This is a genomic window from Labrenzia sp. THAF82 (assembly GCF_009363435.1).
Lineage (GTDB): Bacteria > Pseudomonadota > Alphaproteobacteria > Rhizobiales > Stappiaceae > Roseibium > Roseibium porphyridii.
In genome coordinates this window covers 3,380,780-3,405,629 of sequence record NZ_CP045354.1, presented here as the reverse complement: position 1 = coordinate 3,405,629, position 24,850 = coordinate 3,380,780, and the positions used below count along the sequence as shown (strand labels likewise).

The 24,850-nt window shown below is 53.9% G+C and carries 25 protein-coding genes; 7 read left to right on the top strand and 18 right to left on the bottom strand.

The window, feature by feature from the left end; all coding sequences use genetic code 11:
• Positions 1–179: 179 nt before the first annotated feature.
• From ntrC to dusB, 3 genes are read right to left on the bottom strand one after another with little or no spacing between them, the layout of a single operon-like run.
• Positions 180–1,619: a nitrogen regulation protein NR(I) gene (gene ntrC / locus FIV00_RS15955; RefSeq protein WP_152501669.1), complete on the bottom strand. Its 1,440-nt coding sequence runs from the start codon at positions 1,617–1,619 to the stop codon at positions 180–182.
• 2 nt (positions 1,620–1,621) lie between these two features.
• The gene (locus FIV00_RS15950) at positions 1,622–2,716 is read right to left on the bottom strand and encodes a nitrogen regulation protein NR(II) (protein WP_152504293.1); all 1,095 of its coding nucleotides are present in this window, start codon (positions 2,714–2,716) and stop codon (positions 1,622–1,624) included.
• A gap of 53 nt (positions 2,717–2,769) precedes the next feature.
• Positions 2,770–3,774 carry a tRNA dihydrouridine synthase DusB gene (dusB, locus tag FIV00_RS15945; RefSeq protein ID WP_152501668.1) on the bottom strand — a complete coding sequence of 335 codons (1,005 nt, stop codon included), beginning with the start codon at positions 3,772–3,774 and terminating at the stop codon, positions 2,770–2,772.
• A 172-nt stretch (positions 3,775–3,946) separates the two neighbouring features.
• On the opposite strand from dusB, the gene FIV00_RS15940 reads away from it, so the two are divergent.
• The 4 genes from FIV00_RS15940 to FIV00_RS15925 all read left to right on the top strand — a co-directional run bounded on the left by FIV00_RS15940 (position 3,947) and on the right by FIV00_RS15925 (position 7,142).
• A complete protein-coding gene (locus tag FIV00_RS15940; RefSeq protein WP_152501667.1) occupies positions 3,947–5,200 on the top strand; it encodes a bifunctional 2-C-methyl-D-erythritol 4-phosphate cytidylyltransferase/2-C-methyl-D-erythritol 2,4-cyclodiphosphate synthase in 1,254 nt (417 codons plus the stop codon).
• A gap of 24 nt (positions 5,201–5,224) precedes the next feature.
• Positions 5,225–5,734: a CinA family protein gene (locus tag FIV00_RS15935; RefSeq protein ID WP_152501666.1), complete on the top strand. Its 510-nt coding sequence runs from the start codon at positions 5,225–5,227 to the stop codon at positions 5,732–5,734.
• A gap of 396 nt (positions 5,735–6,130) precedes the next feature.
• Positions 6,131–6,607 carry a hypothetical protein gene (locus FIV00_RS15930; protein WP_152501665.1) on the top strand — a complete coding sequence of 159 codons (477 nt, stop codon included), beginning with the start codon at positions 6,131–6,133 and terminating at the stop codon, positions 6,605–6,607.
• A 100-nt stretch (positions 6,608–6,707) separates the two neighbouring features.
• Positions 6,708–7,142, top strand: a complete 435-nt coding sequence (locus tag FIV00_RS15925; RefSeq protein WP_152501664.1) for a hypothetical protein — start codon at positions 6,708–6,710, stop codon at positions 7,140–7,142.
• Positions 7,143–7,148: 6 nt separating this feature from the next.
• Here the strand turns inward: FIV00_RS15925 and FIV00_RS15920 are convergent, their stop codons facing one another.
• From FIV00_RS15920 to FIV00_RS15870, 11 genes are all read right to left on the bottom strand, one after another.
• A complete protein-coding gene (locus tag FIV00_RS15920; protein ID WP_152501663.1) occupies positions 7,149–7,601 on the bottom strand; it encodes a type II toxin-antitoxin system RatA family toxin in 453 nt (150 codons plus the stop codon).
• 30 nt (positions 7,602–7,631) lie between these two features.
• Positions 7,632–8,606: a lipoyl synthase gene (gene lipA / locus FIV00_RS15915; RefSeq protein WP_152501662.1), complete on the bottom strand. Its 975-nt coding sequence runs from the start codon at positions 8,604–8,606 to the stop codon at positions 7,632–7,634.
• Between the two features lie 56 nt (positions 8,607–8,662).
• A complete protein-coding gene (locus FIV00_RS15910) occupies positions 8,663–9,085 on the bottom strand; it encodes a thioesterase family protein (protein WP_152501661.1) in 423 nt (140 codons plus the stop codon).
• Between the two features lie 222 nt (positions 9,086–9,307).
• Complete coding sequence (locus tag FIV00_RS15905; RefSeq protein ID WP_152501660.1) at positions 9,308–9,547, bottom strand: GlsB/YeaQ/YmgE family stress response membrane protein; 240 nt, start codon at positions 9,545–9,547, stop codon at positions 9,308–9,310.
• Between the two features lie 22 nt (positions 9,548–9,569).
• Positions 9,570–9,818 carry a GlsB/YeaQ/YmgE family stress response membrane protein gene (locus FIV00_RS15900; protein WP_152501659.1) on the bottom strand — a complete coding sequence of 83 codons (249 nt, stop codon included), beginning with the start codon at positions 9,816–9,818 and terminating at the stop codon, positions 9,570–9,572.
• Positions 9,819–9,831: 13 nt separating this feature from the next.
• Positions 9,832–10,299, bottom strand: a complete 468-nt coding sequence (locus tag FIV00_RS15895) for a hypothetical protein (RefSeq protein WP_152501658.1) — start codon at positions 10,297–10,299, stop codon at positions 9,832–9,834.
• A 61-nt stretch (positions 10,300–10,360) separates the two neighbouring features.
• Positions 10,361–11,809 (bottom strand): dihydrolipoyl dehydrogenase, encoded by a 1,449-nt coding sequence (gene lpdA, locus FIV00_RS15890; protein WP_152501657.1) that lies wholly within the window; start codon positions 11,807–11,809, stop codon positions 10,361–10,363.
• A 72-nt stretch (positions 11,810–11,881) separates the two neighbouring features.
• A complete protein-coding gene (locus FIV00_RS15885; protein WP_152501656.1) occupies positions 11,882–13,207 on the bottom strand; it encodes a pyruvate dehydrogenase complex dihydrolipoamide acetyltransferase in 1,326 nt (441 codons plus the stop codon).
• A 16-nt stretch (positions 13,208–13,223) separates the two neighbouring features.
• Entirely contained in the window at positions 13,224–14,606 is a 1,383-nt protein-coding gene (locus FIV00_RS15880) for a pyruvate dehydrogenase complex E1 component subunit beta (RefSeq protein WP_152501655.1), read from the bottom strand.
• A 14-nt stretch (positions 14,607–14,620) separates the two neighbouring features.
• Complete coding sequence (pdhA, locus tag FIV00_RS15875; protein ID WP_152501654.1) at positions 14,621–15,670, bottom strand: pyruvate dehydrogenase (acetyl-transferring) E1 component subunit alpha; 1,050 nt, start codon at positions 15,668–15,670, stop codon at positions 14,621–14,623.
• A 174-nt stretch (positions 15,671–15,844) separates the two neighbouring features.
• Complete coding sequence (locus FIV00_RS15870; protein WP_152501653.1) at positions 15,845–16,186, bottom strand: septum formation initiator family protein; 342 nt, start codon at positions 16,184–16,186, stop codon at positions 15,845–15,847.
• Between the two features lie 87 nt (positions 16,187–16,273).
• Between FIV00_RS15870 and FIV00_RS15865 the strand changes: the two genes are divergently transcribed.
• Positions 16,274–16,963, top strand: a complete 690-nt coding sequence (locus FIV00_RS15865; protein WP_209006569.1) for a protein-L-isoaspartate(D-aspartate) O-methyltransferase — start codon at positions 16,274–16,276, stop codon at positions 16,961–16,963.
• Between the two features lie 4 nt (positions 16,964–16,967).
• Here the strand turns inward: FIV00_RS15865 and mfd are convergent, their stop codons facing one another.
• Positions 16,968–20,453 (bottom strand): transcription-repair coupling factor, encoded by a 3,486-nt coding sequence (gene mfd, locus FIV00_RS15860; RefSeq protein WP_152501652.1) that lies wholly within the window; start codon positions 20,451–20,453, stop codon positions 16,968–16,970.
• A 19-nt stretch (positions 20,454–20,472) separates the two neighbouring features.
• Complete coding sequence (locus tag FIV00_RS15855) at positions 20,473–20,799, bottom strand: succinate dehydrogenase assembly factor 2 (RefSeq protein ID WP_152501651.1); 327 nt, start codon at positions 20,797–20,799, stop codon at positions 20,473–20,475.
• Between the two features lie 227 nt (positions 20,800–21,026).
• Between FIV00_RS15855 and recG the strand changes: the two genes are divergently transcribed.
• The gene (gene recG, locus FIV00_RS15850; protein ID WP_152501650.1) at positions 21,027–23,129 is read left to right on the top strand and encodes an ATP-dependent DNA helicase RecG; all 2,103 of its coding nucleotides are present in this window, start codon (positions 21,027–21,029) and stop codon (positions 23,127–23,129) included.
• Here the strand turns inward: recG and FIV00_RS15845 are convergent, their stop codons facing one another.
• Positions 23,130–23,867 carry a DUF502 domain-containing protein gene (locus FIV00_RS15845; protein WP_152501649.1) on the bottom strand — a complete coding sequence of 246 codons (738 nt, stop codon included), beginning with the start codon at positions 23,865–23,867 and terminating at the stop codon, positions 23,130–23,132. It abuts the gene before it with no gap.
• Between the two features lie 143 nt (positions 23,868–24,010).
• Here FIV00_RS15845 and FIV00_RS15840 point away from each other — a divergent pair, with 143 nt between their 5' ends.
• Positions 24,011–24,406: a YbaN family protein gene (locus FIV00_RS15840; RefSeq protein WP_209006566.1), complete on the top strand. Its 396-nt coding sequence runs from the start codon at positions 24,011–24,013 to the stop codon at positions 24,404–24,406.
• A 6-nt stretch (positions 24,407–24,412) separates the two neighbouring features.
• Here the strand turns inward: FIV00_RS15840 and FIV00_RS15835 are convergent, their stop codons facing one another.
• Positions 24,413–24,850, bottom strand: a complete 438-nt coding sequence (locus tag FIV00_RS15835) for a GNAT family acetyltransferase (protein ID WP_152501647.1) — start codon at positions 24,848–24,850, stop codon at positions 24,413–24,415.

The following is a 24,850-nucleotide window of genomic DNA, read 5'->3' as shown; positions in this document are numbered from 1 at the left end:
TTTTCAATATCAAGTCTTTGTCAAACGCTTGATCGAAACCCCTTCTAGCTGCCCGGTACGGCTTCGGAACAGATTCAGGCGTTCACATCTGTTCCCACGCCTGGCTTGTTGGCGCAGGAACTTGGTCTTTCGTCATCAATTTGTCGACTGGTACCTCAGCGACAAACGCTCAGCAACAGTCAACGAACCGAGCGCATAACCTGAATGTCCAGATCGCGGATCTTTTTCCTCAAGGTGTTCCGGTTCACGCCGAGGAGTTCCGCTGCCTTGATCTGATTGCCGCGCGTCGCCGCCAGTGCTGCACTGATGAGTGGATACTCAACTTCCCGCAAGATACGATGATAGAGCCCTGGAGGTGGCAAAGCCTCTCCAAAAGTATCGAAGTAGCCTGCAAGGTAGCGTTCAACCGATCCACCGAGATTGATGTTCTCAGTCGTTTCTTCTTCAACCGAAGCAACCGAAGGCTGGCTAAGCTCCTGTTCAAGCAGATTTTCGCTGATCACATCCTGCGGATAAAGTGCTGCCAGCCGACGGACAAGATTTTCAAGTTCTCGAACGTTCCCCGGCCAACGATACCGGCGCAGAAGGTTGAGTGCCTCTTGGTCAATCTGTTTTGCTGGCAACCCTTCCTTTTCAACCAGTGAGAAGAAGTGCCTGACAAGATCGGGAATGTCTTCGATCCGTTCACGAAGAGGTGGCAACCTGATCGGCACCACGTTGAGGCGGAAATAGAGATCTTCCCGGAAAAGCCCCTGATTGATCAGATGCCTTAGATCCTTGTTCGTTGCAGCTATAATGCGGACGTCCGTCTTGATGGGCGTACGACCACCGACCGTCGTATATTCGCCTTGCTGCAGAACCCTCAACAGGCGGGTCTGGGCCTCCATGGGCATGTCGCCAATTTCATCAAGAAAGAGCGTGCCACCGTCTGCCTGCTCGAACCGGCCGGAGCTGCGATTCTGGGCACCTGTGAACGCCCCCTTTTCGTGACCAAAGAGTTCGGCCTCGATCAAGTCTCTCGGAATGGCGGCCATGTTGATTGCAACAAATGGCCCATTTCGTCTTTTGCCATAGTCATGAAGGGCGCGCGCAACCAGTTCCTTGCCCGTTCCAGATTCGCCGTTGATCATGACCGTCAGATCGGTCTGCATAAGGCGCGCCAGAACGCGGTAGATCTCCTGCATTGCCGGAGAACGACCAACAAGCGGCATTCCCTCACCAGCATCATCCAGGTCCAGGGACGGCCGCTTTTTCGGCTCCTCCATGGCGCGTTGAACAATGCTGGTCAGTTCCTTGAGGTCAAATGGCTTGGGAAGGTATTCATAAGCGCCTTTCTCAGACGCCTTGATTGCTGTCATGAATGTGTTCTGGGCGCTCATGACAAGAACAGGCAACTCGGGACGCATTTTTTTCATGCGCGGAAGCACATCAAAAATATTTTCATCCGGCATCACAACGTCGGTGATAACCAGATCTCCGTCGCCTGAAGAAACCCAACGCCACAAGGTTGAAGCGTTGGAGGTCAGCCTGACAGTGTACCCGGCCCTTGAAAGGGCCTGATTGAGGACTGTGCGAATGGCCGCGTCGTCGTCTGCAACTAGGATCGTGCCGGTCGGCATGGTCAGCTATTCCCTTCGTTCGGCTTTTGGGAGTGGGAGGCTCCTTCGCCGGAAAAAGCGGGCATGAGGATTCGGAAGACTGTTTTGTGGCGCTGGCTGTCGCATTCGATCACACCGCCGTGGTCGCCGATGATCTTGGCAACAAGCGCAAGCCCTAGTCCGGATCCATTGGTTTTGGTCGTAATGAATGGTTCGAAAAGGTGCGGCAGCAGGTCGTCTGGAACACCTGGACCATTGTCCTGAACGCAAAATTCAAGCGGCAGGCTGACCCTTTCATCCGTTCCAGGCACAGACAACCGGACACCGGGTCTGAAAGCCGTTGAAACACGGATTTCTCCGTCGGGGTCATCGCCAATAGCTTCACTGGCGTTCTTGATGAGGTTCAAAAACACCTGAATGAGCTGATCCTTGTTGGCATAAACAGGTGGCAACGACGGGTCGTAGATCTCAACGATACGCTTGTCTCTCGCAAAACCGCTGTCGGACAGACGCTTTACATGGTCCAGAACCACGTGAATGTTGACGGGTTCGCGCTCGATCGGACGTTCATCGGAAAAGACTTCCATCCTGTCGACGAGTTTCACGATCCGGTCTGTTTCGTCCATGATCAGCCTGGCAAGTGCCCGATCCTCACTTGGAACGGATTGTTCCATCAACTGAGCAGCGCCGCGTATGCCGGAAAGTGGGTTCTTTATCTCATGCGCGAGCATGGCTGCGAGACCCGTGACTGTGCGCGCGGCTCCGCGCGACGTCAGCTGGCGGTCGATCTTTTCAGCCATCGTGCGTTCCTGAAACATCAGCACTACAGCACCCGGTCTATCGGAGACCGGAGCGGCATTGATGTCCACGACCTTCGGCGCGCCAATGCGAGGTGAACCAATGTCGACCTTGTACTCATTGACCGGTGCCGCGCGCTCTCGCACCTGGTCGATGAGTGTCAGGAGGGGGCTGCCGAAAGGCACAAAATCACTGATCGGATGTCGGCGCAGTACCGAGACGCTTGATCGCATAAAAATTTCTGCGGCCATGTTTGCCGACTCGATCACCCCGTCCGGGGCCACAAGCAGAACAGGATGCGGCAATGCATCCAGTATCATCGGTCCATCGCTGGCCAGCGCGGCTGTTCGTCCCGTTTCAGACTTGAGATCACTCACGCAGCTGTCCGTTCATTTGCTGAAGAGATCCAGTCATGGGCAATGCGGGTCACTTCTTTGGGATTTTGGGATGTCATCAAGTTTGCTTTGAGCGCAGCAGGCATCGGTATCGCCCCTTGCGTTTCGGATTGTTCCAGGTACCAGCCGACATGTTTTCGGGCGATACGAACACCCTTACGTTCGCCATAGTGGCTCAGAATGCTCTCGTAATGCTCGATCACCAGATCCGCGAGGTCATTCCCCTCCGGCTCGGACAGATGTTCGCCAGTCGCAAGAAAATGCCCGACGAAACCCGGAAGCCATGGTCTTCCATATGCGCCTCGCCCGATCATGACAGCATCCGCCCCAGATGCTTCAAGCATGTTCAGTGCGTCGGTGTTGCTCTTACAGTCACCGTTGGCGACCAATGGAACGGAAATAGCCGCCTTCACCCTCGAAATAATCGACCAGTTTGCAGCACCTTTGTAGAACTGGTTCCGGGTTCGACCATGAACCGTGATGAGTTTCACTCCGGCAGCTTCTGCGCGTCGGGCGAGCTCAGGTGCATTGATTGACTGTTCGTCCCAACCGAGTCGCATTTTCAAGGTCACAGGAACATCAACAGCCGCAACGGTCGCATCAATAAGCGTCAGTGCGTGATCAAGATCGCGCATGAGCGCTGAGCCTGAGTAGCCAGATGTGACCTTCTTGGCCGGACACCCCATGTTTATATCGATTACATCGGCACCAAGATCGGCAATGACCTTGGCCGCCTCACCCATCCAGCGTGCTTCGCGTCCGGCAAGCTGGACAACATGCAAGCCCTGGTCATGGGCCTCGGCACGCATCTGCGTTTCCGCATCCCCCTTAACAAAGGACTCGCTGGCGACCATTTCACTGACCACCATGCCGGCACCAAAGCGCGCCGCGATCCGCCGAAACGGCAGATCGGTTACGCCGGACATTGGCGCGAGCACCGCCCTGTTCGGCACTTCATGCTTGCCAACCTTTAGTGTCTTCATCGCAGGTAACACGCGATTCTCATTTTTTGCTTAATGCCTGTGCACTTTCTTATCTGCCTATATTGTAGACAATTAATGCAATGCAACAAGACATAATTTGCGGTCTAAACAGGTTCTTAGTTAAAGACGGCCTGTCAGTTTGAATTTTTTGGAAAGCCTGGAGAAAGCGATCATGGCAAAATCCGCGGCAGCCCTGATCGTTGCCGCTGGGCGTGGAACGCGCCTGGCAGACGCAACCGACGACCGGCCGAAGCAGTATAAGCTCCTCGCGAACAGTCCTGTTCTGAGCCATACACTGAACGCTTTGGGAAATCATCCACGGATCACACATATTGTGACCGTCATTCATCCTGACGATACAGATCTCTATTCAGAAGCATTTGCCGAGATCGAGCAGCCTATCCAAAAAAAGGTTGGCGCGGCTGTTTTTGGTGGCGCAACCCGACAAACATCGGTTTTCGAGGGATTGAAGGCACTGGAAAGCGTGCCTTGTGACTACGTCCTCATTCACGATGCGGCACGTCCCTTTGTCGACACGGGAACCATTGACCGAGTGCTGGAAAGGCTTGACCAGGGCGCGGAGGGAGCACTGGCTGCGGTACCTGTTGCTGACACGCTCAAAAAAGCAGACCAATCCAGCGGCAACCTGGAAACGATTGACAGAACCGGCTTATGGGCAGCACAGACACCTCAGGGATTTCCGCTGCAAAGTATCCTAGCAGCACACATGCGCGCGAACGAAGCTGAACAAACGGCTTTTACGGACGACACAGGTCTTGCGGAATGGAATGGCATGACCATTTCACTTTCAGATGGCGATCCAGCCAACTTTAAGATCACAACCGGCGCAGACCTCAAGCGCGCTGAAAAACAGGCAACCTATTTTAAGATGAAAGCTGAAACTGCCGCACCCCGACCTCTTAGCGAATTGGCGGACGTGAGAGTCGGTATAGGCTATGACGTCCATGCTTTTGAGGACGGTGAAGCAGTCATCCTTGGCGGCTTTTCCATACCGCATTCCAAGCGCCTGAAAGGACATTCAGACGCCGATGTTGCACTTCATGCCGTTACCGACGCGACGCTCGGCGCAATTGGAGACGGTGACATCGGTCAACACTTTCCACCCAGTGACCCTGAATGGAAAGGCGCATCTTCAGATCAATTCCAGCAACACGCCATCAAGAGACTGGCTGCCCTTGGTGGCCGCATTGCTCATATTGACCTCACGATAGTTTGCGAGGAACCGAAGATCGGCCCCCACCGAGAAGAAGTTCGTGCATCTGTTGCGCGTATTTGCGAGCTCCCGCTTTCGCGTGTCTCGGTTAAGGCGACGACCTCCGAGAAACTGGGGTTTACCGGCCGAAAGGAAGGTATTGCAGCGCTTGCAAGTGTTACAGTTCGCCTCCCTCTGAAAGACGATGAGTAATAGTTCAGCCTGATGATAACTCCAATGAGCAGCCCTGCACCACGCAATCTGGACGATCTCATTCCCCTGGCAACCGAAGTCTTGGACGCAATGAAAGCCAAGGGTTTGATGCTTGCAACAGCGGAATCGTGCACCGGCGGCTTGATCAGCGGTGTTCTGACAGAAATCCCCGGATCTTCGGCCGTCGTTGACCGTTCTTTCGTCACTTATTCGAATGAAGCCAAGTCAGATATGCTGGGTGTTTCACCTGGGCTCATTCAAAGTGTCGGGGCCGTCAGCAAGGATGTTGCAATGGCAATGGCAGAAGGCGCATTGAAGAACTCAAATGCGGATATCACCGTCTCCGTAACAGGTATTGCAGGTCCGGGCGGCGGAAGTGAAGACAAGCCGGTCGGGACAGTTCATGTAGCTGTTGCAGTTAGGGGAAAGACAACACAACACATGCATTGCTGGTTTGCAGACCGCGGCCGTCAGTCGATCAGACTTGAAACCGTACAGACCGCCCTAACCTCTGTTCTCAATGCGGCCACTTAGGTAATGCTTTTAAGGCAGGACTAATTCCAGACAGACAGAACGCAACACAACAGATTTGATTCAGGTTGTTGTGTTCTTCCTCGTATCCAGTTTTACAAAAAGTACAAAAGTTTTCCTGACCAAAGCCAAAGACCAGCTTCAAAGCCGTCTGCTGGCGATGGAAGAAGGTTTCACATGGAAGCGGCCATAAAGCAAAAGCTCCAGTTTTCACCATGAATAGTGAGCCGAACACTTGCCTTCAAATCCAAGAACCCGGTTTTTCTCTGAGGTCCTCGGACCATTAAATTTTTAATCAACTTCAATTACCAGTAGCAACTTGTTTTACAAACACTTCTCATATGGTCACGCTCGGGAAGAACCAAGACGCGATCCATTTCGCGAAACGGGAATGAGTAAATGACTGTCGCACGGATGCTTCTTGCAGCAGGAACACTGCTTGCAGGTGGAGCAATTGCAAAAGCGGAGAGCGAACAACTGGCCGTCGGAGACACCTATATTGTGTCTCGGGACGACTATAGTGCGTTTCGTGGGTCCCACCGCATCTACAGCAGGATGTCGGACGGACTGGTTCAGGTTGAGTATTGCGGTCGCAAGTACTGGGTTCGCTACGCGACCGTGGCGTGGACCGAGCTCGAAGTGGAACAAAACTACACCGTTCGAGTTGAGTACAACTGGGGCAAAGGCTGGCGACCGATTTGTGCGCATCCCGAAGAACAAGTCACGTTGGAAGGGCTTGGAATTTACGACGATCCCAGAGTGATCGTTCAAAACGACGGGTCGACAGTGAAATCGGTGAACAGATTTGCTGCAATCAGAGAGTCTTTCCGCCCGACAACGGTCGAGGACGCTGCAAACACGTTGCGAGGCAATTAATCCAAAAACGAGCCGCCAAAGGTAAGGCTCGGGTAACAACAATACATGTAGACTTAGACATTGCAGGCAATAAGGGGGCCGAGCAAAAAGGACCAACCGCATGAAACGCGCCCTTGCGTTCCTGACGTTATCAACGATATCCGCTGTCTACATGGCGGGCGCTGCGCATGCGCAGGGCGATTTCTATATCCGTTCCAACTATTCGAACGGTGGGTTCAACGGATCTCACGAAATCCTCACTCTACCCAAAAAGGGCTATCACGAAGCTCGCTATTGCGACCGCACATTCTGGGTGTCTTCCGGGACGGTTGTCTGGACGGAAGAAGAAGTTGCAGCGGGCCGAAGTCTGATAGTTGAAGAAAATATTGGCGCTGAAAGACGTGTGGTTTGTTCGGACTATTCCGCGTTTGCAACTCTTGACGATCTTGGTTTGAAGAAGCGAGAAATCGAACAGATCAGGCGCAGAAACGAACCGCTCGACATGAAATCGAGTCGTCTGCGTACAATCAGGGATGCATTCAGCCAGTTCAAATAGGCCTAGTCAGGCGCCGTAGACCTGATCCGCCCGCGCTTCAAACGCGCTGGAAAACTTGCGGAATGCCTTGTCGAACATCACGCCCATGAGCGACCCCAGCGTGCGGCTGCGGAACTCGTATGAGATAAAGAACCCAACCTTGCTCTTGCCCTCACCTGTGTCCTCAAAGGTCCACTTGTTCTCCAGGTGCTTGAACGGTCCATCCAGATACTCCACCAGTATTGTCCGGTCTTCAGGGCGAAGTTCGACACGGCTGGTGAATGTTTCCTTGAACAGTTTGTAGGCAACAGTCATATCGGCGACCAGAACCGTGTTGCCATTTTCAAGTTCCTTGCGGCCGCGCACGTGCAGTCCCTGGCAGAGCGGTACGAACTGCGGGTACTTTTCGACATCTGCTACGAGGCGGAACATATCATCCGCCTTGTGATTGACCGTGTGGTTGGAAGTAAAACTCGGCATGCGGCTCAACAGATCCAGTTCTGGTCCGGCTCAGTGGCCGAGCTTCGCTTTTCGCGTAGCCCTGAGGTCGGCGAAATCCTCGCCCGCATGGTGGGAAGACCGCGTCAAAGGCGTTGCTGACACTTTCAGGAAACCCTTGGCATAGGCAATTCGCTCATAGCCCTTGAATTCCTCCGGCGTGACAAAAGACATCACTGGGTGGTGTTTTTTTGAAGGCTGCAGATATTGTCCGATTGTCAGGAAATCAACATCTGCTGCGCGCAGATCGTCCATAAGCTGGAGGACTTCATTTCTCTCTTCGCCCAGTCCAACCATGATGCCTGATTTCGTGAACATCTCTGCATCTAGTTCTTTCACTTTCTGCAGTAGACGAATGGAGTGGAAGTAGCGCGCGCCCGGCCGCACCTTCAAATACTTGGACGGGACAGTCTCCAGATTGTGATTGAACACATCGGGTTTCGCATCTACCACAATTTCCGCGGCACCCTCTTTTCTCAGAAAGTCCGGCGTCAGAACCTCGACTGTCGTTGTCGGAGAGGTTTTGCGGATTGCGTTGATAACGTCGGCAAAATGCCGAGCTCCACCGTCCTCAAGATCATCACGGTCAACTGACGTGATGACGACATGCTCCAGTCCCATGGTCGCAACCGCATCTGCGACGCCCTGTGGTTCTTTGGGGTCGACCGGACCGGGCATTCCCGTGCGCACGTTACAGAAGGCGCATGCCCGCGTGCACGTATCGCCGAGAATCATGAAACTTGCATGCTTTTTGGACCAGCATTCACCGATATTCGGACAACCGGCCTCTTCGCACACGGTCACCAGATTGTTGTCGCGCACGACATTCTGGGTCTCGCGGTAAACCGGCGAGGTCGGTGCCTTGACGCGAATCCATTTTGGTTTGCGTTGGACCGGATTATCGGGACGATGAGCCTTCTCCGGATGACGCGGTCGCGCATCGGATTTTTCATTCGGGCGATTTAGCGTGTCAACGATCGTAACCATGGGCTTTAAGTGTCGTTTTTCCCTTGAAAGGTCAATACGGAAAGCTGTTGAGCCAGCTATGTGTTTAGCGCAGGACTGCGGAGTTTCTCCAGCTTTTGCCGCGCTTCCTCCGTGAGCGGATGGGATTTTCGCGTCGATTCATTCATCTGAACAATTACCGTGACCGCCTTTGCCACAGGACTGCCATCCTGGAATACCGATTGAAAAAGACGGAACGAGTTGCGCCCGATATCCAGGACAGATGTTCCAATTTCCACTTCGCCTGGCCAATTCACTTCCGAAAGGAAATCAAGCTCAAGGCGAGCAATGACGAATGATGCCCCTGCATCTGTAAGCGCCTGGCCAAAAATGACTTCCACCCTTCCCGTTTCCAGAAACGTGGCAAAGACAGCATTGTTGATGTGACCTTGCCGATCTGTATCCGCGTATCGAAGTTTATCAATCGCGCGAAGGGGAAAATCACTGATCGTTGGGATCATCAATCTGGTATTCCTCGGACTTTACAACATGCTTGCGCACATATGAATGTCTGAGCCCTGCTCCGTCTTTGCTGCAGTATCAGCACATCAGTCTCATTTTATTCATCGGCATACGTTCAACCGATGCCTCATTTTATCATCGCCAGTTGTTACCATTCCCAGGCTCGACGAAACGGGTTCAACATCGAGAACGACACGAACTTTCCGTTCCAACTTGTCAAATCAGCTGCGTATTTTGCGCCACAAAAACAGAAACAGGATCGAGCCGAGAACAGCAATGATCAGCCGGTCGAGAATGCCACCCGTCAAATTGAGGTTTAAAATCGACGCAAGCTCACCACCGATCAACGCACCTATAAGGCCAACGACGAGGCTTCCGAGAAATCCACCACGGCTGTTGAGCACCCGGTGTGCGACGGCACCCGCGATCAGACCGATAATGATAGTGATGATCCATCCCATCGCGGGTCTCCCACTTCCCTGGCTAAGCGATCAGGCGCGCAAGCAACACGACGACGACGGCGCCGATCGCTGCGACAACGATCTCGTTGACCAGTGTGTTTCCCAGATTGATGTTGATGCCGGCTACCTTGAACAGGAATCCGCCGACAAATGCGCCGATCAATCCCGTAATCAGATAGCGGATCAATCCACCGCCACCCACGACGATACTTGCCAGCCAACCGGCAAGAATACCGATAGCAACCCAGATCAAAATTGCTTTCATATCCATTTTGCGAACTCGCCTATTTTTGGTTTCCGTCAGAACCGTGCTCGGCCCGATCAATAACAGCAGTGTATCCAATCGAACTATCATCACAACTTGCCGATATCACATCAACACCCACGTGCCTGAAGAAGCTGCTTGGTTTTGAAAATTCCAATCCGAACACGAGCCCATCATGAAGTACGAGTTTGCCTGAAACCTTCCGGTCTCCCGCTTGTAGTTTCACGTTTATGAAATGGTCGCCAACCGCGTATTTTCCCGTCAAACGGGAAAGGCGATCTTCAGCATAGTAGCGGAAACACGGAATACGGCCGTCAGACTGTCGTTCGACGAAAAACTGCTCATCAAGCTGTTTCTTTGCCAGCGCTGATTGATCATCAGGCAGTATCGCCAGAGCAGCCCATATCGTCTTCTCTTCATGAGGCTTAAGAGACCAGCTTCCCTCACGAAACAAAAACCTCAATCCGTCAGAAAGATAGGCAAGCATATCAGCCTCATCGCCCGCATCAATAAGGCTCCGGCCGTTTGCCCGACCGGAGCGTTCTCGGTCAAGCGTTGAGAACTTTGCCGTATGCGTCGAGCACAGCTTCCTTCATCATTTCCGACAGTGTCGGATGCGGGAAAATCGTGTGCATCAACTCTTCTTCGGTCGTCTCAAGGTTCATTGCAACAATGAAGCCCTGAATAAGCTCCGTCACTTCGGCTCCACACATGTGTGCGCCCAGAAGCTCACCGGTTTTCTTGTCGAAGATGACCTTGATCAAGCCATTGTCTTCGCCAAGGGCGATCGCCTTACCGTTCGCATTGAACATATAACGACCGACGCGGATGTCGCGGCCCTGCTCCTTGGCCTTGGCTTCAGTCAGTCCGACAGAAGCGACCTGCGGGTTGCAGTAAGTACAGCCAGGGATTTTGCGGTGATCCATCGGGTGGACACCTGGGACGCCGGCAATCTTTTCAATGCAGATTACACCTTCATGTTCTGCTTTGTGTGCCAGCATGGGCGGACCGGCAACGTCACCGATGGCATAGATGCCCGGAACACTGGTCCGGCCATATTCATCAATGACAACACAGCCGCGATCGGTTTTTACGCCAAGTGCCTCAAGGCCGATATTCTCGATATTGCCCTGAACCCCGACCGCCGAGATCAGATGATCTGCCGTGATCTGGCTGACTTTTCCGTCCTTGGTTTCAACATGCGCGGTGATGGAGTTCGCTGCTTTGTCGACTTTCGTGACCTTGGCTTCGGTAATGATTTTCAGCCCGCGCTTTTCCAAAGCCTTGCGGGCGAATTTCGAGATTTCCTCGTCCTCAACCGGCATCACGTTGGCCATCAGTTCGACAACCGTCACATCAACGCCCATCGACAGATAGAAAGAGGCGAACTCGATGCCAATCGCGCCAGATCCCATGACAACAAGCGATTTTGGCATCTTGGCTGGCTTCATTGCCTCGAAATAGGTCCAGATCAGTTTTCCATCCGGCTCGATACCAGGCAGTGCCCGCGGGCGGGCGCCGGTCGAAACGATGATATGCTTGGCGGTATAGGTGCCCTCGCCCTTAACGCCCTTGGGCACCGGATGCTGAGGTTCAACGGCGGGCTTGGAAGACTTCCCGACAACAATTTGCCCCGGCTTTGCCAACTTGGCTTCGCCCCAGATTACATCGATCTTGTTTTTCTTCATCAGAAAGCCGACGCCGCCGTTCAAACGCGCCGAAACACCGCGCGAACGTGCAACAACGTCCTTCACGTCTGCTTTCATTGAACCTTCAAGCGTCAAGCCAAAGCTCTTGGCATGATTGGCATGATCGAGAATTTCTGCCGACCGCAGCAAGGCCTTGGTCGGGATGCAACCCCAGTTGAGGCAGATGCCGCCAAGATGTTCCCGTTCAACGATTGCGGTCTTCAATCCCAGTTGGGCGGACCGTATGGCAGTGACGTAACCACCTGGCCCGGAGCCGATGATGATGACGTCGTAGTTGGTATCAGCCATGGTGTTTTCCCCGGCAAATGAAACTTCATTTGAAAAACGGCGCGGCGTTGCCGCCGCGCCGGAGCTGAGGTCTTAAACCAGCATGCTCATTGGATTTTCGATGTAGCCTTTAAATGCGGCCAGCAGCTCCGCACCGAGCGCACCGTCCACGCAACGGTGGTCGGTGGAGAGTGTCACGCTCATCACGGTGGCAACAGCAAGTTCACCGTCCTTGACGACAGGGCGTTTTTCACCGGCGCCAACTGCAAGAATAGTGGCGTGCGGCGGGTTCACGACCGCAGAAAAGTTCTTTACGCCCATCATGCCCATGTTGGACACAGCAGTCGTTCCGCCCTGATATTCTTCAGGCTTCAGCTTGCGTTCCTTCGCCCGCTTGCCGAGATCCTTCATCTGATTGGAGATGACGGAAAGCGATTTCTCTTCTGCACTGCGGATGATCGGCGTAATCAGACCGCCGGGAATGGACACGGCGACGCCCACATCGGCATGCTTGTGCATGACCATGTTGTCATCTGTCCAGGACACATTTGCGTCCGGAACGTCACGAAGAGCCAAGGCAAGCGCTTTGATGGTCATATCGTTGACCGAAAGCTTGTAGGCCGGCTTGCCGTCCTTGTCTTTTGCAGCAGAACCATTGAGCTGCGCGCGCAATGCCAACAGAGCATCCAGTTCCACGTCGACAGACACATAGAAGTGCGGAATCGTCTGTTTGGATTCCGTAAGACGCTTCGCGATTGTCTTGCGCATGCCATCATGCGGCACCAACTCGTAACTGTCTTCATCGAAGAGTTTCAGCACCTGATCGGCGGAAGGTCCGCTTGCCGGAGCTGCAGCAGCAGCCTTGGGAGCTTCTGCGGCAGGAGCAACCTTGCCTGTCCCGGCTTCAAGAGCAGTCTCAATATCGCGTTTTACAATCCGGCCGTGGGGACCGGTTCCCTTCAAAGCGTTGAGATCAAGCGAATTCAGTTTGGCAAGCCGCCTCGCGAGCGGCGAAGCAAACAGGCGCGTTCCGTCAGAAGCCACCGGAGCTGGCCCCGCAGGAGCTGCAACAGCAGGCGCCGCAGTGGCTGGAGCGGTGTCTGCCGCCGGTGCCGGTTCGGCAGCTGAGGCTGCCGGAGCTGCTGCACCAGAGGTATCGATAGAACTTGCGTCTTCGCCCTCTTCCAGCAAAACAGCGATCAGTTCGTTGACCTTGACCCCTTGGGAGCCCTCAGCAACAAGGATTTTGCCGACTGTTCCTTCATCAACGGCTTCCACTTCCATGGTTGCCTTGTCGGTTTCGATTTCTGCGATCACATCGCCCGCCGAAACCTGATCGCCTTCCTTGACCAGCCATTTGGCCAGGTTGCCCTCTTCCATGGTCGGAGAGAGGGCCGGCATGGTGATATTAATTGGCATGTCCGTCTCCCCCGCCTCAGGCTGTGTAGGTCACGGCTTTCACCGCTTCGATAACTTCAGAAACAGTCGGCAATGCGAGTTTTTCCAGGTTTGCGGCATAAGGCATCGGAACGTCCTTGCCAGTCACCCGGGTTATGGGCGCATCGAGATAGTCGAAGGCCTGTTCCTGAACCTGATAAGCAATTTCCGACGACACTGAGCACATCGGGAAAGCTTCCTCGATGGTCACCACACGCCCCGTTTTGCGAACTGACGCAAGAACTGTGTCGATGTCCAGAGGGCGGATTGTACGCAGATTGATGACTTCGGCTGAAATGCCCATTCCGGCCAATTCTTCAGCAGCCTTGAGCGTGTAGGTCATGCCGATGCCCCAGGAAACCAGGGTCACGTCGGTTCCGCCACGTTCCACCTTGGCCTTGCCAATCGGAAGTACAAAGTCGTCAACATCCGGGATTTCAAACGAATGACCATAAAGGATTTCGTTTTCCAGGAAGATGACCGGGTTGGGATCACGGATCGCAGCCTTCAAAAGACCTTTTGCATCCGCAGCCGAATAAGGCTGAATGACTTTCAGCCCGGGAACATGCGCATACCAGGAGGCATAGTCCTGCGAGTGCTGCGCGCCAACACGCGCCGCAGCGCCATTGGGTCCGCGGAAAACAATCGGGGCACCCATTTGGCCACCCGACATGTACAGCGTTTTGGCAGCAGAGTTGATGATCTGATCAATACCCTGCATGGCGAAGTTGAACGTCATGAATTCAACGATGGGCTTCAACCCTGCCATTGCAGCCCCAACGCCGAGACCGGCAAAGCCGTGCTCTGTGATAGGAGTATCGATAACGCGCTTTTCTGAAAACTCATCCAGCAAGCCTTGCGTGATCTTGTAAGCACCCTGGTATTCGGCCACCTCTTCACCCATGACAAAGACGTCCGGATCCCGGCGCATTTCCTCTGCCATGGCATCGCGCAGTGCTTCACGCACCGTTGATGATTTCATCGGCGTTCCCGCAGGAACCTCCGGATCCTCGACGACTTCAGCCACCGGCGCTTGCGGCGCAGCGGCAACAGCCGGTGCACTCGGAGCTTCTGCAGCAGCAGGAGCCGCAGCAGGAGCAGGTGAAGCCGCAGCAGCGTCGATCGCGCTGGCATCCTCACCTTCGCCAAGCAAAACGGCGATTTTCTCGTTGACCTTTACGTTGTCGGTCCCTTCGGCAACAAGGATCTTGCCAAGCGTTCCTTCATCGACGGCTTCCACTTCCATGGTTGCCTTGTCTGTTTCGATTTCCGCGATGACGTCGCCCGCGGACACAGTGTCGCCTTCGGCCTTGAGCCATTTGGCGAGCTTACCCTCTTCCATTGTCGGCGAGAGCGCCGGCATCAAAATGTCGATCGGCATGTTTTCCCCCGGCGTTAAAGCAGAATGTCAGTGTAGAGTTCAGACGCATCCGGTTCCGGATCAGTCTGAGCAAATTCAGCAGCTTCGGCGACCCTTGCCCGGACATCCTTATCGATGCCTTTGAGGTCGTCCTCGCTTGCCCACTTGTTTTCCAGGAGGCGCGCACGAACCTGCTCGATCGGATCGTGTTCAGTCCGCATTTTCTGCACTTCGTCCTTGGAGCGGTATTTCGCCGGATCGGACATCGAGTGACCACGATAGCGATACGTGATCATTTCCAGGATGAAGGGACCCTTGCCTTCGCGGCACCAGGTCAGCGCTTTTTCGGAGGCAGCCTTGACTGCGCGAACATCCATGCCGTCGACCTGTTCGCCCGGGATCCCGAAGGAAGCACCACGCTGGGAAAGGTCGGTCATTGCAGATGCGCGTGCGACGCTCGTGCCCATGCCATATTTGTTGTTTTCGATCACGTAAACAACAGGGAGCTTCCAAAGCTCGGCCATATTGAAGCTTTCATAGACCTGCCCCTGGTTGGAAGCGCCGTCACCGAAGAAAGCCATCGCAACATTGCCGTTGCCCCGGTATTTGTTGGCAAAACCAAGACCTGTTCCAAGCGACACCTGAGCGCCGACAATCCCGTGTCCTCCATAGAAATGCTTTTCCTTGGAGAACATGTGCATGGAACCGCCCTTGCCTTTCGACAAGCCGCCGCGGCGCCCGGTAAGCTCCGCCATCACGCCCTTGGGGTCGAGGTCCATGGCCAGCATGTGCCCGTGGTCGCGGTACCCGGTGATCATCTGATCGCCGTCTTTCTTGGCCATCTGCATACCAACGACGACAGCTTCCTGCCCGATATACAAATGGCAGAACCCGCCGATGAAGCCCATGCCATATAGCTGACCGGCTTTTTCTTCGAATCGGCGAATGAGTAGCATTTCGCGGTAGGCGTGGAGTTCATCGTCTTTGTCGAACTCGGCGATCGCAGGCTTCGCTTTTTTAGCGGAGCTGCGGGTCCGGCTTGTGCTCTTTGAGCTAGCGGAAGTGGTCTTTCTTGCTGCGGCCATAACCCTCTTCTCGGCGTGACGTTTCCCCTAAGACAGGTAGGAGCAACTTATCCGCTCCCTTCTGTCAATCCAATCCATCGTTTTCTGATTCTTGAATTGATTTAAATGTCTGCTTTGGATGGTGAAATTAGCGTTTAACTGAAAATTGATTAACTCTGAACAATAAACTTGTTTTCAGTTCATATCGTATCTATGCCCAGGACGAAGCACAACCAACTCGGTTTCGTGAACCAAATTGAGATTGAGGCGTGCGCGCTCATCAAGCATATCAGGATCAAGGCTCTCGGGCCTCAGCAGACTGACCCTTGCCACAAGTTCCTGCCGCTCTGCGGATAATTCAGCCAACTCAGCCTCAAGTTCAGAAACCTGCCGCTCGATCATTGCTCTGCCAACCACGCCGAGTTCACCGCTCATGGCATGAAAACCAAAATAGCCAAGCGCTGCGATTGCGATCGCAGGCGTAATAAGGCGGCGAATAAAGGATTGCTTACGCTGACGGGTAGCTGCTCGGGGCACTCTTTGGACCTTAACGCTTCAACTCTGGTCTCTTTGTCAGAGTACTATGAGGCGTTAGGTTTAATAGAGTCTTGAGACGCGACAAAAATGCTCGTCTTCGTTGTGAACGACTGGACCACACACATGGACCCCTTTGCCGCAGAACGTCACCAAATGGTTCTCGTCCAATTGGAAAGGCGCGGTCTGAAAGATGCCAGAGTGCTGGAGGCAATGCGGTTTGTCCCCAGACACCTCTTTGTGCCAGATGAGCAGCGATACGACGCTTACTGGGATGGTCCATTGTCAATCGGACACGGCCAAACCATTTCCCAACCTTACATCGTTGCGCTAATGGCAGAAGCCTTGCAGTTGAGAAAGTGTAGCGTTTGCCTGGACGTCGGAACCGGATCCGGTTATGCGGCAGCCGTTTTGTCCAAGCTCTGCGCCCATGTCGTCAGTATCGAGCGCTTTTCCCAACTCGCAGAGACGGCGAGAAACAATCTCGTCACCGCTGGATTTGAAAATGTTGACGTTATCTGTGGTGACGGCAGCCTGGGCTATCGTGCGAAAGCACCTTATGACGCAATTACAGTTGCTGCCGGAGCCCCTTTTGTTCCCCAAGAGCTCAAGGAGCAACTGAAGCCTGGAGGACGTTTGGTGATTCCAGTTGGTTCCTCCCGAAGTCTTCAGGATCTAATCGTTATCCGCCGCGATTCTGTTGGAACCTATGAATCCGAAAACTTCGGCAAGGTCGCATTTGTTCCCTTTGTCGGTGCACAGGCCTGGCCAGAGCACTAAAGGTTTAGGCCGCAGCCAGACGCGCCAATTTCGTTAGCACAGTCGCTGTCCCCTTCAGACGGGTGTCCGTGTTTTCCCATTCCCGCGTGAGTACAATTTTCTGGTCGGGACGTATTTTGGCCAGCACGCCCTGTTCTGCAATGTAAGACACAAGACCTGGCGGATTTGCGAATTCAGAATTGCGGAAACTGACAACTATGCCTTTCGGACCCGCATCGACTTTCTCGACATTGGCCTTACGGCAAAGCCCTTTGATGAACACGATCTTGAGAAGATGTTGAACTTCGTCCGGCAACGGTCCGAACCGATCAATCATTTCAGCGCCAAACGCATCAATTTCTTCCGCCTCAGTCACGTCACCAAGCCTGCGATAGAGCTGCAGACGCAGCTGAAGGTCGGCGACATAGTCCTCGGGAATGAGAACTGGTGTACCAATGTTGATCTGCGGCGACCATTGTTCATCACCGAAGTCAGCACCACCATCTTTCAACTGCGCAACAGCTTCCTCCAACATCTGCTGGTAGAGCTCAAACCCAACTTCCTTGATATGACCAGATTGCTCTTCACCCAACAGGTTCCCTGCTCCGCGAATGTCCAGATCGTGGCTGGCCAATTGGAACCCGGCCCCAAGCGTCTCCAGAGACTGAAGCACCTTGAGCCGCCGCTCCGCAGTCGCGGTCAGTGTCTTGTTTGCCGGCACAGTGAAAAGCGCATAGGCTCGTGTTTTGGATCTGCCAACGCGGCCGCGCAGCTGGTAAAGCTGTGAGAGACCGAACATGTCGGCTCTGTGCACGATCAAGGTATTTGCAGTTGGAATGTCGAGGCCAGATTCCACAATCGTTGTCGACAGAAGCACATTGTATTTGCCCTCATAAAAGGCATTCATGACGTCTTCCAGTTCGCCAGGCGGCATTTGACCGTGGGCGACCGCGACCTTCAACTCCGGCACCTGCTCTTCCATGAAGGCCATGCGCTCAGCAAGGTCAGACAATCGCGGACAGACATAAAAGCTCTGACCGCCCCGATAGTGCTCACGCAACAGGGCTTCGCGAACCACGAGCGGGTCAAAGGGCGAAACGAATGTTCTCACCGCCAGTCGATCAACAGGCGGTGTTGCAATGAGGGATAGTTCCCGAACACCGGTCAAGGCAAGTTGCAATGTCCTCGGAATTGGCGTCGCAGACAACGTCAGAACGTGGACATCCGATTTCAGCTCTTTCAGGCGCTCCTTGTGCTTCACGCCGAAATGCTGCTCTTCGTCGATGACAAGCAAACCGAGATCGCGGAATTGAACGGATTTACCGAGCAGCGCATGCGTTCCGACAACGATATCTATCGAACCATCTGTCAGACCCTTCTTGGTCTGTGTCAGTTGCCGGGTTGGCACGAGTCGTGACGCATGAGCGACATTGATCGGGAGTCCATGAAAGCGATCCGAGAAGGTCTTGAAGTGTTGGCGGGCCAGCAATGTGGTCGGCACCACAACTGCAACCTGTCGCCCTGACATGGCCGCGATGAAGGCTGCTCGCAGCGCGACCTCAGTTTTGCCGAACCCAACATCCCCGCAGACAAGCCGGTCCATCGGACGGCCAGAAGAAAGATCCTCGAACACGGCGTCGATTGCCGTCATCTGGTCATCTGTTTCTTCGTAAGGAAAGCGCGTAGCAAATTCGTCGTAGACACCTTCCGGCGTCTCCACAACAGGTGCAGTCTTCAAGGCACGCTGCGCGGCCGTCTTAATCAATCCATCGGCAATTTCGAGTATGCGTTTCTTGAGTTTAGCCTTACGGGCCTGCCAGGCTCCTCCACCCAATTTGTCCAGTTGTGCTTCCTGGTCCTCCGAGCCGTATCGAGACAACAGTTCGATGTTTTCAACCGGCAAATAGAGTTTGTCTCCTCCCGCATATTTCAGCTCGAGACAATCATGTGGAGCGCCAACGGCTTCTATGGTCTTCAGACCGATAAAACGGCCGATGCCATGCTCAACGTGAACGACCAAGTCCCCTTCCGACAGGCCGGTTGCTTCTGTTATGACGTTGGCGCCCTTGGCTTTGCGACGCGATTTACGCACCAGCCGGTCGCCGAGAATGTCTTGCTCGCCGATAAAGGCGATGTCCTGAAGTTCAAATCCATGTTCGATACCAAGGACGCAAAGCGCTGAAGTCTTTGCCTGCAGGGTTTTCGTCTGTTCGAAGGTATCGACTTCCTGAACCGAGCCCAGTCCATGGTCGGCCAGAATCTGCCCCAGACGGTCACGAGAGCCATCTGACCAGCAGGCAATAACCGTACGTTTTCCCGATGCCTGCAGTTCCCGCACATGAGCTGTGAGGGCATCGAAGATGTTTACATCTCCTGCGGCCCGCTCTGCGGCAAAACTGCGTCCTTGCCTGCCACCAAGCGCAACGACTGTTTTCCCGCTTCCCGGCGGTGGTGTAAATGCATCCAGCGCTGCACTCGCCCTGTCAGCGATGGCAGCAGTCCAGTCTTTTTCTGAAATGTAAAGGCGGTTCGGTTCGATGGGCATATAAGGTACAGTGCCTGCGCCAGCGCCCATCTCGCGAGCCTCCTGGCGCGCCCTGTAATGCTCGTTGATCTGCTCGGCGCGTTCGCGAACCGCATCAGCACTGTTGGTGTCGAGAACGATAGGAGCATCGCCGACATAGTCGAAAATCGTTTCGAGACGGTCGTGGAACAGCGGTAACCAGTGTTCCATCCCAGCATAGCGCCTGCCGTCGCTGATCGACTGGTAGAGGACATCTTCGCGACTGGCTGCGCCAAAGCTTGCCAAATATGACTTTCTGAATCGCGAAATTGCCTCGTCCGACAAAACAACCTCGCTCATAGGCACAAGGTCAAGGCGCTTCAGTTGTCTTGATGTCCGTTGTGTTTCGGCATTGAAAGATCGGATTGACTCAAGCGTGTCCCCGAAGAAATCAAGACGAACAGGCTCTTCCGAACCAGGAGCAAACAAATCGACAATTCCGCCGCGGACAGCATATTCACCCGTTTCCCGCACTGTGGGTGTGCGCGAAAATCCGTTCATTTCCAGCCAATTGGAGATCGCGGACATGTCGACCTGATTGCCCGGCGCCATCGAAAAAGTCTGGTCGGCCATGAACGACCGTTCCGGCACACGCTGGAGAGCGGCATTGAGCGTTGTGAGCAGGATCGTTTTCTGTCCGGCCTGGATACCACGGGCAAGCTGACCCAATGCAAGCAAACGCCGCGCACTGATAGCTGTATTTGGTGAGACCCGATCGTAAGGCAGACAATCCCATGCCGGCAGCTGAACGATATTCGCAGAAGGATCGAAAAATGCGAGCGCTTCACTGACCATCGCCATGCGAGTTGCATCACGCGCAACAAAAACAAGCGAAAGTCCTTCCGCTTCACACTCGGAAAGCAGCTTTGCAAGCGCATAGCTTTCAGCGCCGTCAGGTACACCGGCCAACGTGACATTGGCCTGGTCTTTCAGAAGGCTGTCAAACACAGCAATTGTCCTTAGAAGTCTATTTCGAGAAACCGGCCGGACCGGCTTTTTCATGGTAAGCGATTATCCGACGATAAAGCGGCCCATCCCACTCCTGAGGCAGAGGTTTGCGGCCGGTCATCCACGCATAGAGGTCTTGATCATGTGCCGTGAGCAGATGCTCCAATTCCTGCATTTCTTTTTCGTCGAGACTGTCTATCTCGGCGTCTGCAAAGCCTCCGAGCAACAAGTCCATCTCTTTCATACCACGGTGCCAACAACGGAAGAGAACCTTCTTGCGGCGGGAATCTCTAGCTGCGCCTTTCGGGATGCTCTGAGATCCGGGAGTTCTGGATGCGTCTGTCATGGCTAGCTTTCAAGATAATGATCCGTTCTGCGGACATTGGAGTGTCGCAGATCTATTGGATCGCACCGGGCTGAAAAAATTGGTCGCGGATATATAACCCCGGTAGTGGGACTTGTCAGCGCCCGAGTTCTCAGAATGTTCTATTTGTTGCGAAACTGTCTCTCTTCATGCCAGAACAGTATCAGGTCGCGAAAGGACCGATTGTAAAAAGGTATGTGACCAGCAAGATGCGCCCACCGGTTCTCGACCCATTGTTTGCCCCGGTTTCCACACTGCCCGGCATCGGACCGAAAATCGCAAAACTCTTATCCGGACTGGTCAGATCACAGCCAGACCGCGATGCCACCGTTGCCGATCTCCTGTTTCATATTCCTCACAGCTTGATCGACAGACGTCACAGACCGGGCATCGCCTATTCTGAAAATGGAGATATTGTCACGCTTGACGTGACAATCGGCAGGCACGCAGCACCGCCCCGCCATTCCAAGGCACCCTACAAGATCACTGCGTTTGACGAGACCGGTCAAATCAGTTTCGTTTTCTTTCACCCCCGAAGAGACTGGTTGGAAAAGAACTATCCCGAAGGCGAAAGGCGGGTCGTTTCCGGAAAGGTCGAGTGGTTCCACGACAAGCCACAAATGGTGCACCCCGACTATTCTCTGGCTCCTGAAGAAGCCGAACAGATGCCCCCTATTGAGCCGGTCTACCCGTTAACAGCCGGGGTCGCGGCAAAAACGCTTCAAAAGGCGATGAAGGCTGCGACCGGCAAGGTGCCTCATCTGCCAGAGTGGTTGGACGAAGCTTACTTGCAAAAAAATGGTTGGCCGGGTTTTACCGAGGCGCTCAGGGTACTTCACGCACCTGAAGAGCGGCAGGACCTGGACCCCCACTCAGCCTATATGGAACGCCTTGCCTATGATGAACTTCTGGCGAGCCAGCTCGCGCTCGCCATGGTTCGTAAGCATATGCGCACACTTGGTGGTGTTTCACGCGCACCTGAGGGAAGATTGCAGACCGCGGTCATTGGATCTCTGCCCTTCCGACTGACCGGCAGCCAAGTACAGGCTATCAAAGAAATCAACGATGATCTCGCAGAACCCGTGCGAATGCTTCGTCTCCTCCAAGGCGATGTCGGTTCCGGCAAGACGGTCGTGGCGCTGGCAACGCTTGCTCAGGTTATCGAAACGGGCGCACAAGGCGCTCTTATGGCGCCAACTGAAATATTGGCTCGGCAGCATTTCAGTTCCATGGCTCCCTTGTGTGAAAAGGCCGGTATCCGACTTACACTGATGACGGGCAAGGACAGCCAAAAGGAAAGACGTTTGAGGCAGGAACAGCTGGACCGGGGAGAAATCGATCTTGTAGTCGGCACTCATGCCCTTTTCCAGGGAAACGTCACTTTCAAGGATCTTGGAATGGTGGTGGTTGATGAACAGCACCGCTTTGGAGTTCATCAGCGGCTTGCCCTGTCGGCGAAGGGGCAAGGCGTCGATGTTCTCGTCATGACCGCGACACCTATCCCGCGAACGCTCGTCCTCACAGGTTTCGGAGATATGGATGTCTCGAGGTTGACGGACAAACCTGCAGGTCGAAAACCGATAAAAACCGTGTCTGTTTCTCTGGACCGCCTTGACGAAATCATAGGACGCGTCGGAGCAGCTGTCTCCGAGGGACAAAAAGTCTACTGGGTTTGCCCACTGGTTGAGGAATCGGAGAAAATTGACTTGGCAGCCGTTGAGGACAGACATCGTGTTCTGGAACATTTTCTGAACCAAAGGGTTTCGCTGGTACACGGCCGCATGACTGCGGATGAGAAAGACGCTGCGATGGCCGATTTCAAATCCGGCAAGACCAAAATTCTTGTGGCAACCACCGTCATCGAGGTCGGGGTCGATGTCCCCGACGCCACCATCATTGTTATTGAGCATGCTGAGCGTTTCGGGCTTGCCCAATTGCACCAGCTCAGAGGACGTGTCGGTCGCGGAGACAAGGCTTCTTCATGTGTGCTGCTCTATAAAGGTCCGCTTGGTGAAACTGCAGGGGCACGTCTCAACATCATGCGGGAAACGAACGATGGTTTTCTCATCGCGGAAGAAGATCTGAAGCTGCGCGGAGGCGGAGAAATCCTTGGAACAAGGCAGTCCGGCACACCTGGCTTCCGAATTGCCAGGGCCGATGAGCATGCGGATCTGATGGAAGTCGCCCGAGACGACGCGAGACTTATCCTGGAAATGGATCCTGAGCTTGAAAACACGCGCGGCCAAGCTCTGAGAGCCCTGCTCTATCTGTTCGGACGGGACGCCGCAATCAGGCTGTTGCGTGCCGGATAGTCAAGCGTCCTCTCGTTCCCTAATCTGCTTCAGCTTTTCAGGGTCCGCTATGACGTCTTCCAGAATTTCAGGATAGTCCGGGCTGACAAGACCAGCCGAAATCACCAGTTTGGCGGCCTCTTCGACACTCATGGACAATTCGACAATATCTTCTTTCGGGACGAAAAGCAGAAAACCAGACGTCGGATTCGGCGTTGTTGGCAAAAACACCGACATCGTGTCGGCCTTGCCTTTCAACCGTCTTTCGACTTCTCCCTTGGTTTCCGTGGAAATAAACGCAATCGCCCAAAGCCCCTTACGTGGATATTCAATCAAGGCTGCCTTGGTAAAACTGTTGCCACGCTCATCAAGTACTGTCTCAAAAATCTGCTTTAAGCCACTGTAAATATTACGAACGAGCGGCATTCTTCCAAGTAGGCTCTCGCCAACCGAGATCAAACTGCGTCCGAGAAAATTTGCCGCGAGAAAGCCAACAATCGTCAAAACAAAAATCGCGACGATTAGGCCGAATCCTGGAACAGGGAACGGCAGATACGTCTCAGGATTATAAATCCGGGGCACAAACGGCTTTACCCAGCCGTCGACCCATTTGATAAAGGTCCATGTCAGCCATAGCGTGATGCCAATCGGCCCGGTAATGACCAAGCCTGTCAGAAAGTAGTTTCGCAGGCGAGTTGCCGCACCGGGTCTGTGACCTATCTTGTGCGGATCATCTGAATTATCTTTATGCCTGGTCATGAATAAAAACCGACTGACTTTCCTTTTGTGCTCGTCATTCCGTGTGACGTGACTTAGATAAGCATCATTATCGCAAGGCGGTATGCTTCGCTTGATTTATTTTTCGGCGATATACCCCAAAATTGCCGAATTCGGAGGCAGCGTTGCGGCGAGCCACGTTCAAACTGTTGGGAACCGGCTGTGTTGGGCTCGGAATTGTCGGTGCATTTCTACCGCTCCTTCCAAGCACGATCTTCTTCATTCTGGCAGCAGCCTGTTTCGCACGGTCGTCTCCCGCGCTTGAAACCAGGATCTTAAATCACCCGGTGTTCGGACCACCGGTCGTTGCCTGGCGAGAACACGGCGCCATTGGTCGTAAATCCAAGGCAATTGCGGTAGCAGGCATGACATTCGGCTATGGAATGTTTTTCTATACGGCCCAACCATCTGCCTGGCTGGCTGTCCTGGTCGGCCTCTTCATGATCGGATGCGCAACTTATGTGCTGAGCCGACCTTCGGACCCAAAGCCTCGTCAGGTCAAAGAGCAACCAGAAACTTGAACGGCATCAGTTGTCCGGAATGAGCCGTTTTCCGAGCGGAACTGCCTGATCTTCCGCATATCCAAGTTTTTCATAAAACTGCAGAACCTGCTCGTTTCCACGACGTACAAACAGGTTAATTTTGGGACATCCGAGCTCTTGAAGAAATGTCTCGCAGTGATCCATCAGCAATTTGCCGAGACCGGACGATTGATGGTCAGGGTCCACGCTTAGATAGTAGATTGAACCTCGGTGACCGTCGTAGCTGGCCATAACCGAACCAATGAGCTGATTTCCCAAGAGCAAAACAAAAAATGCCCCGTTCTTGTCAGTCAGCTTTCGATCGATATCTTTGTTTGGATCATTCCAGGCCCTCGTCAAACCGCACTTTTCCCAAAGGCCGATGACATCGTGCCGAAAGCTTTCCTCAAAATGCCTGATGCTTGGTTCCAGAGATGAAGTCAT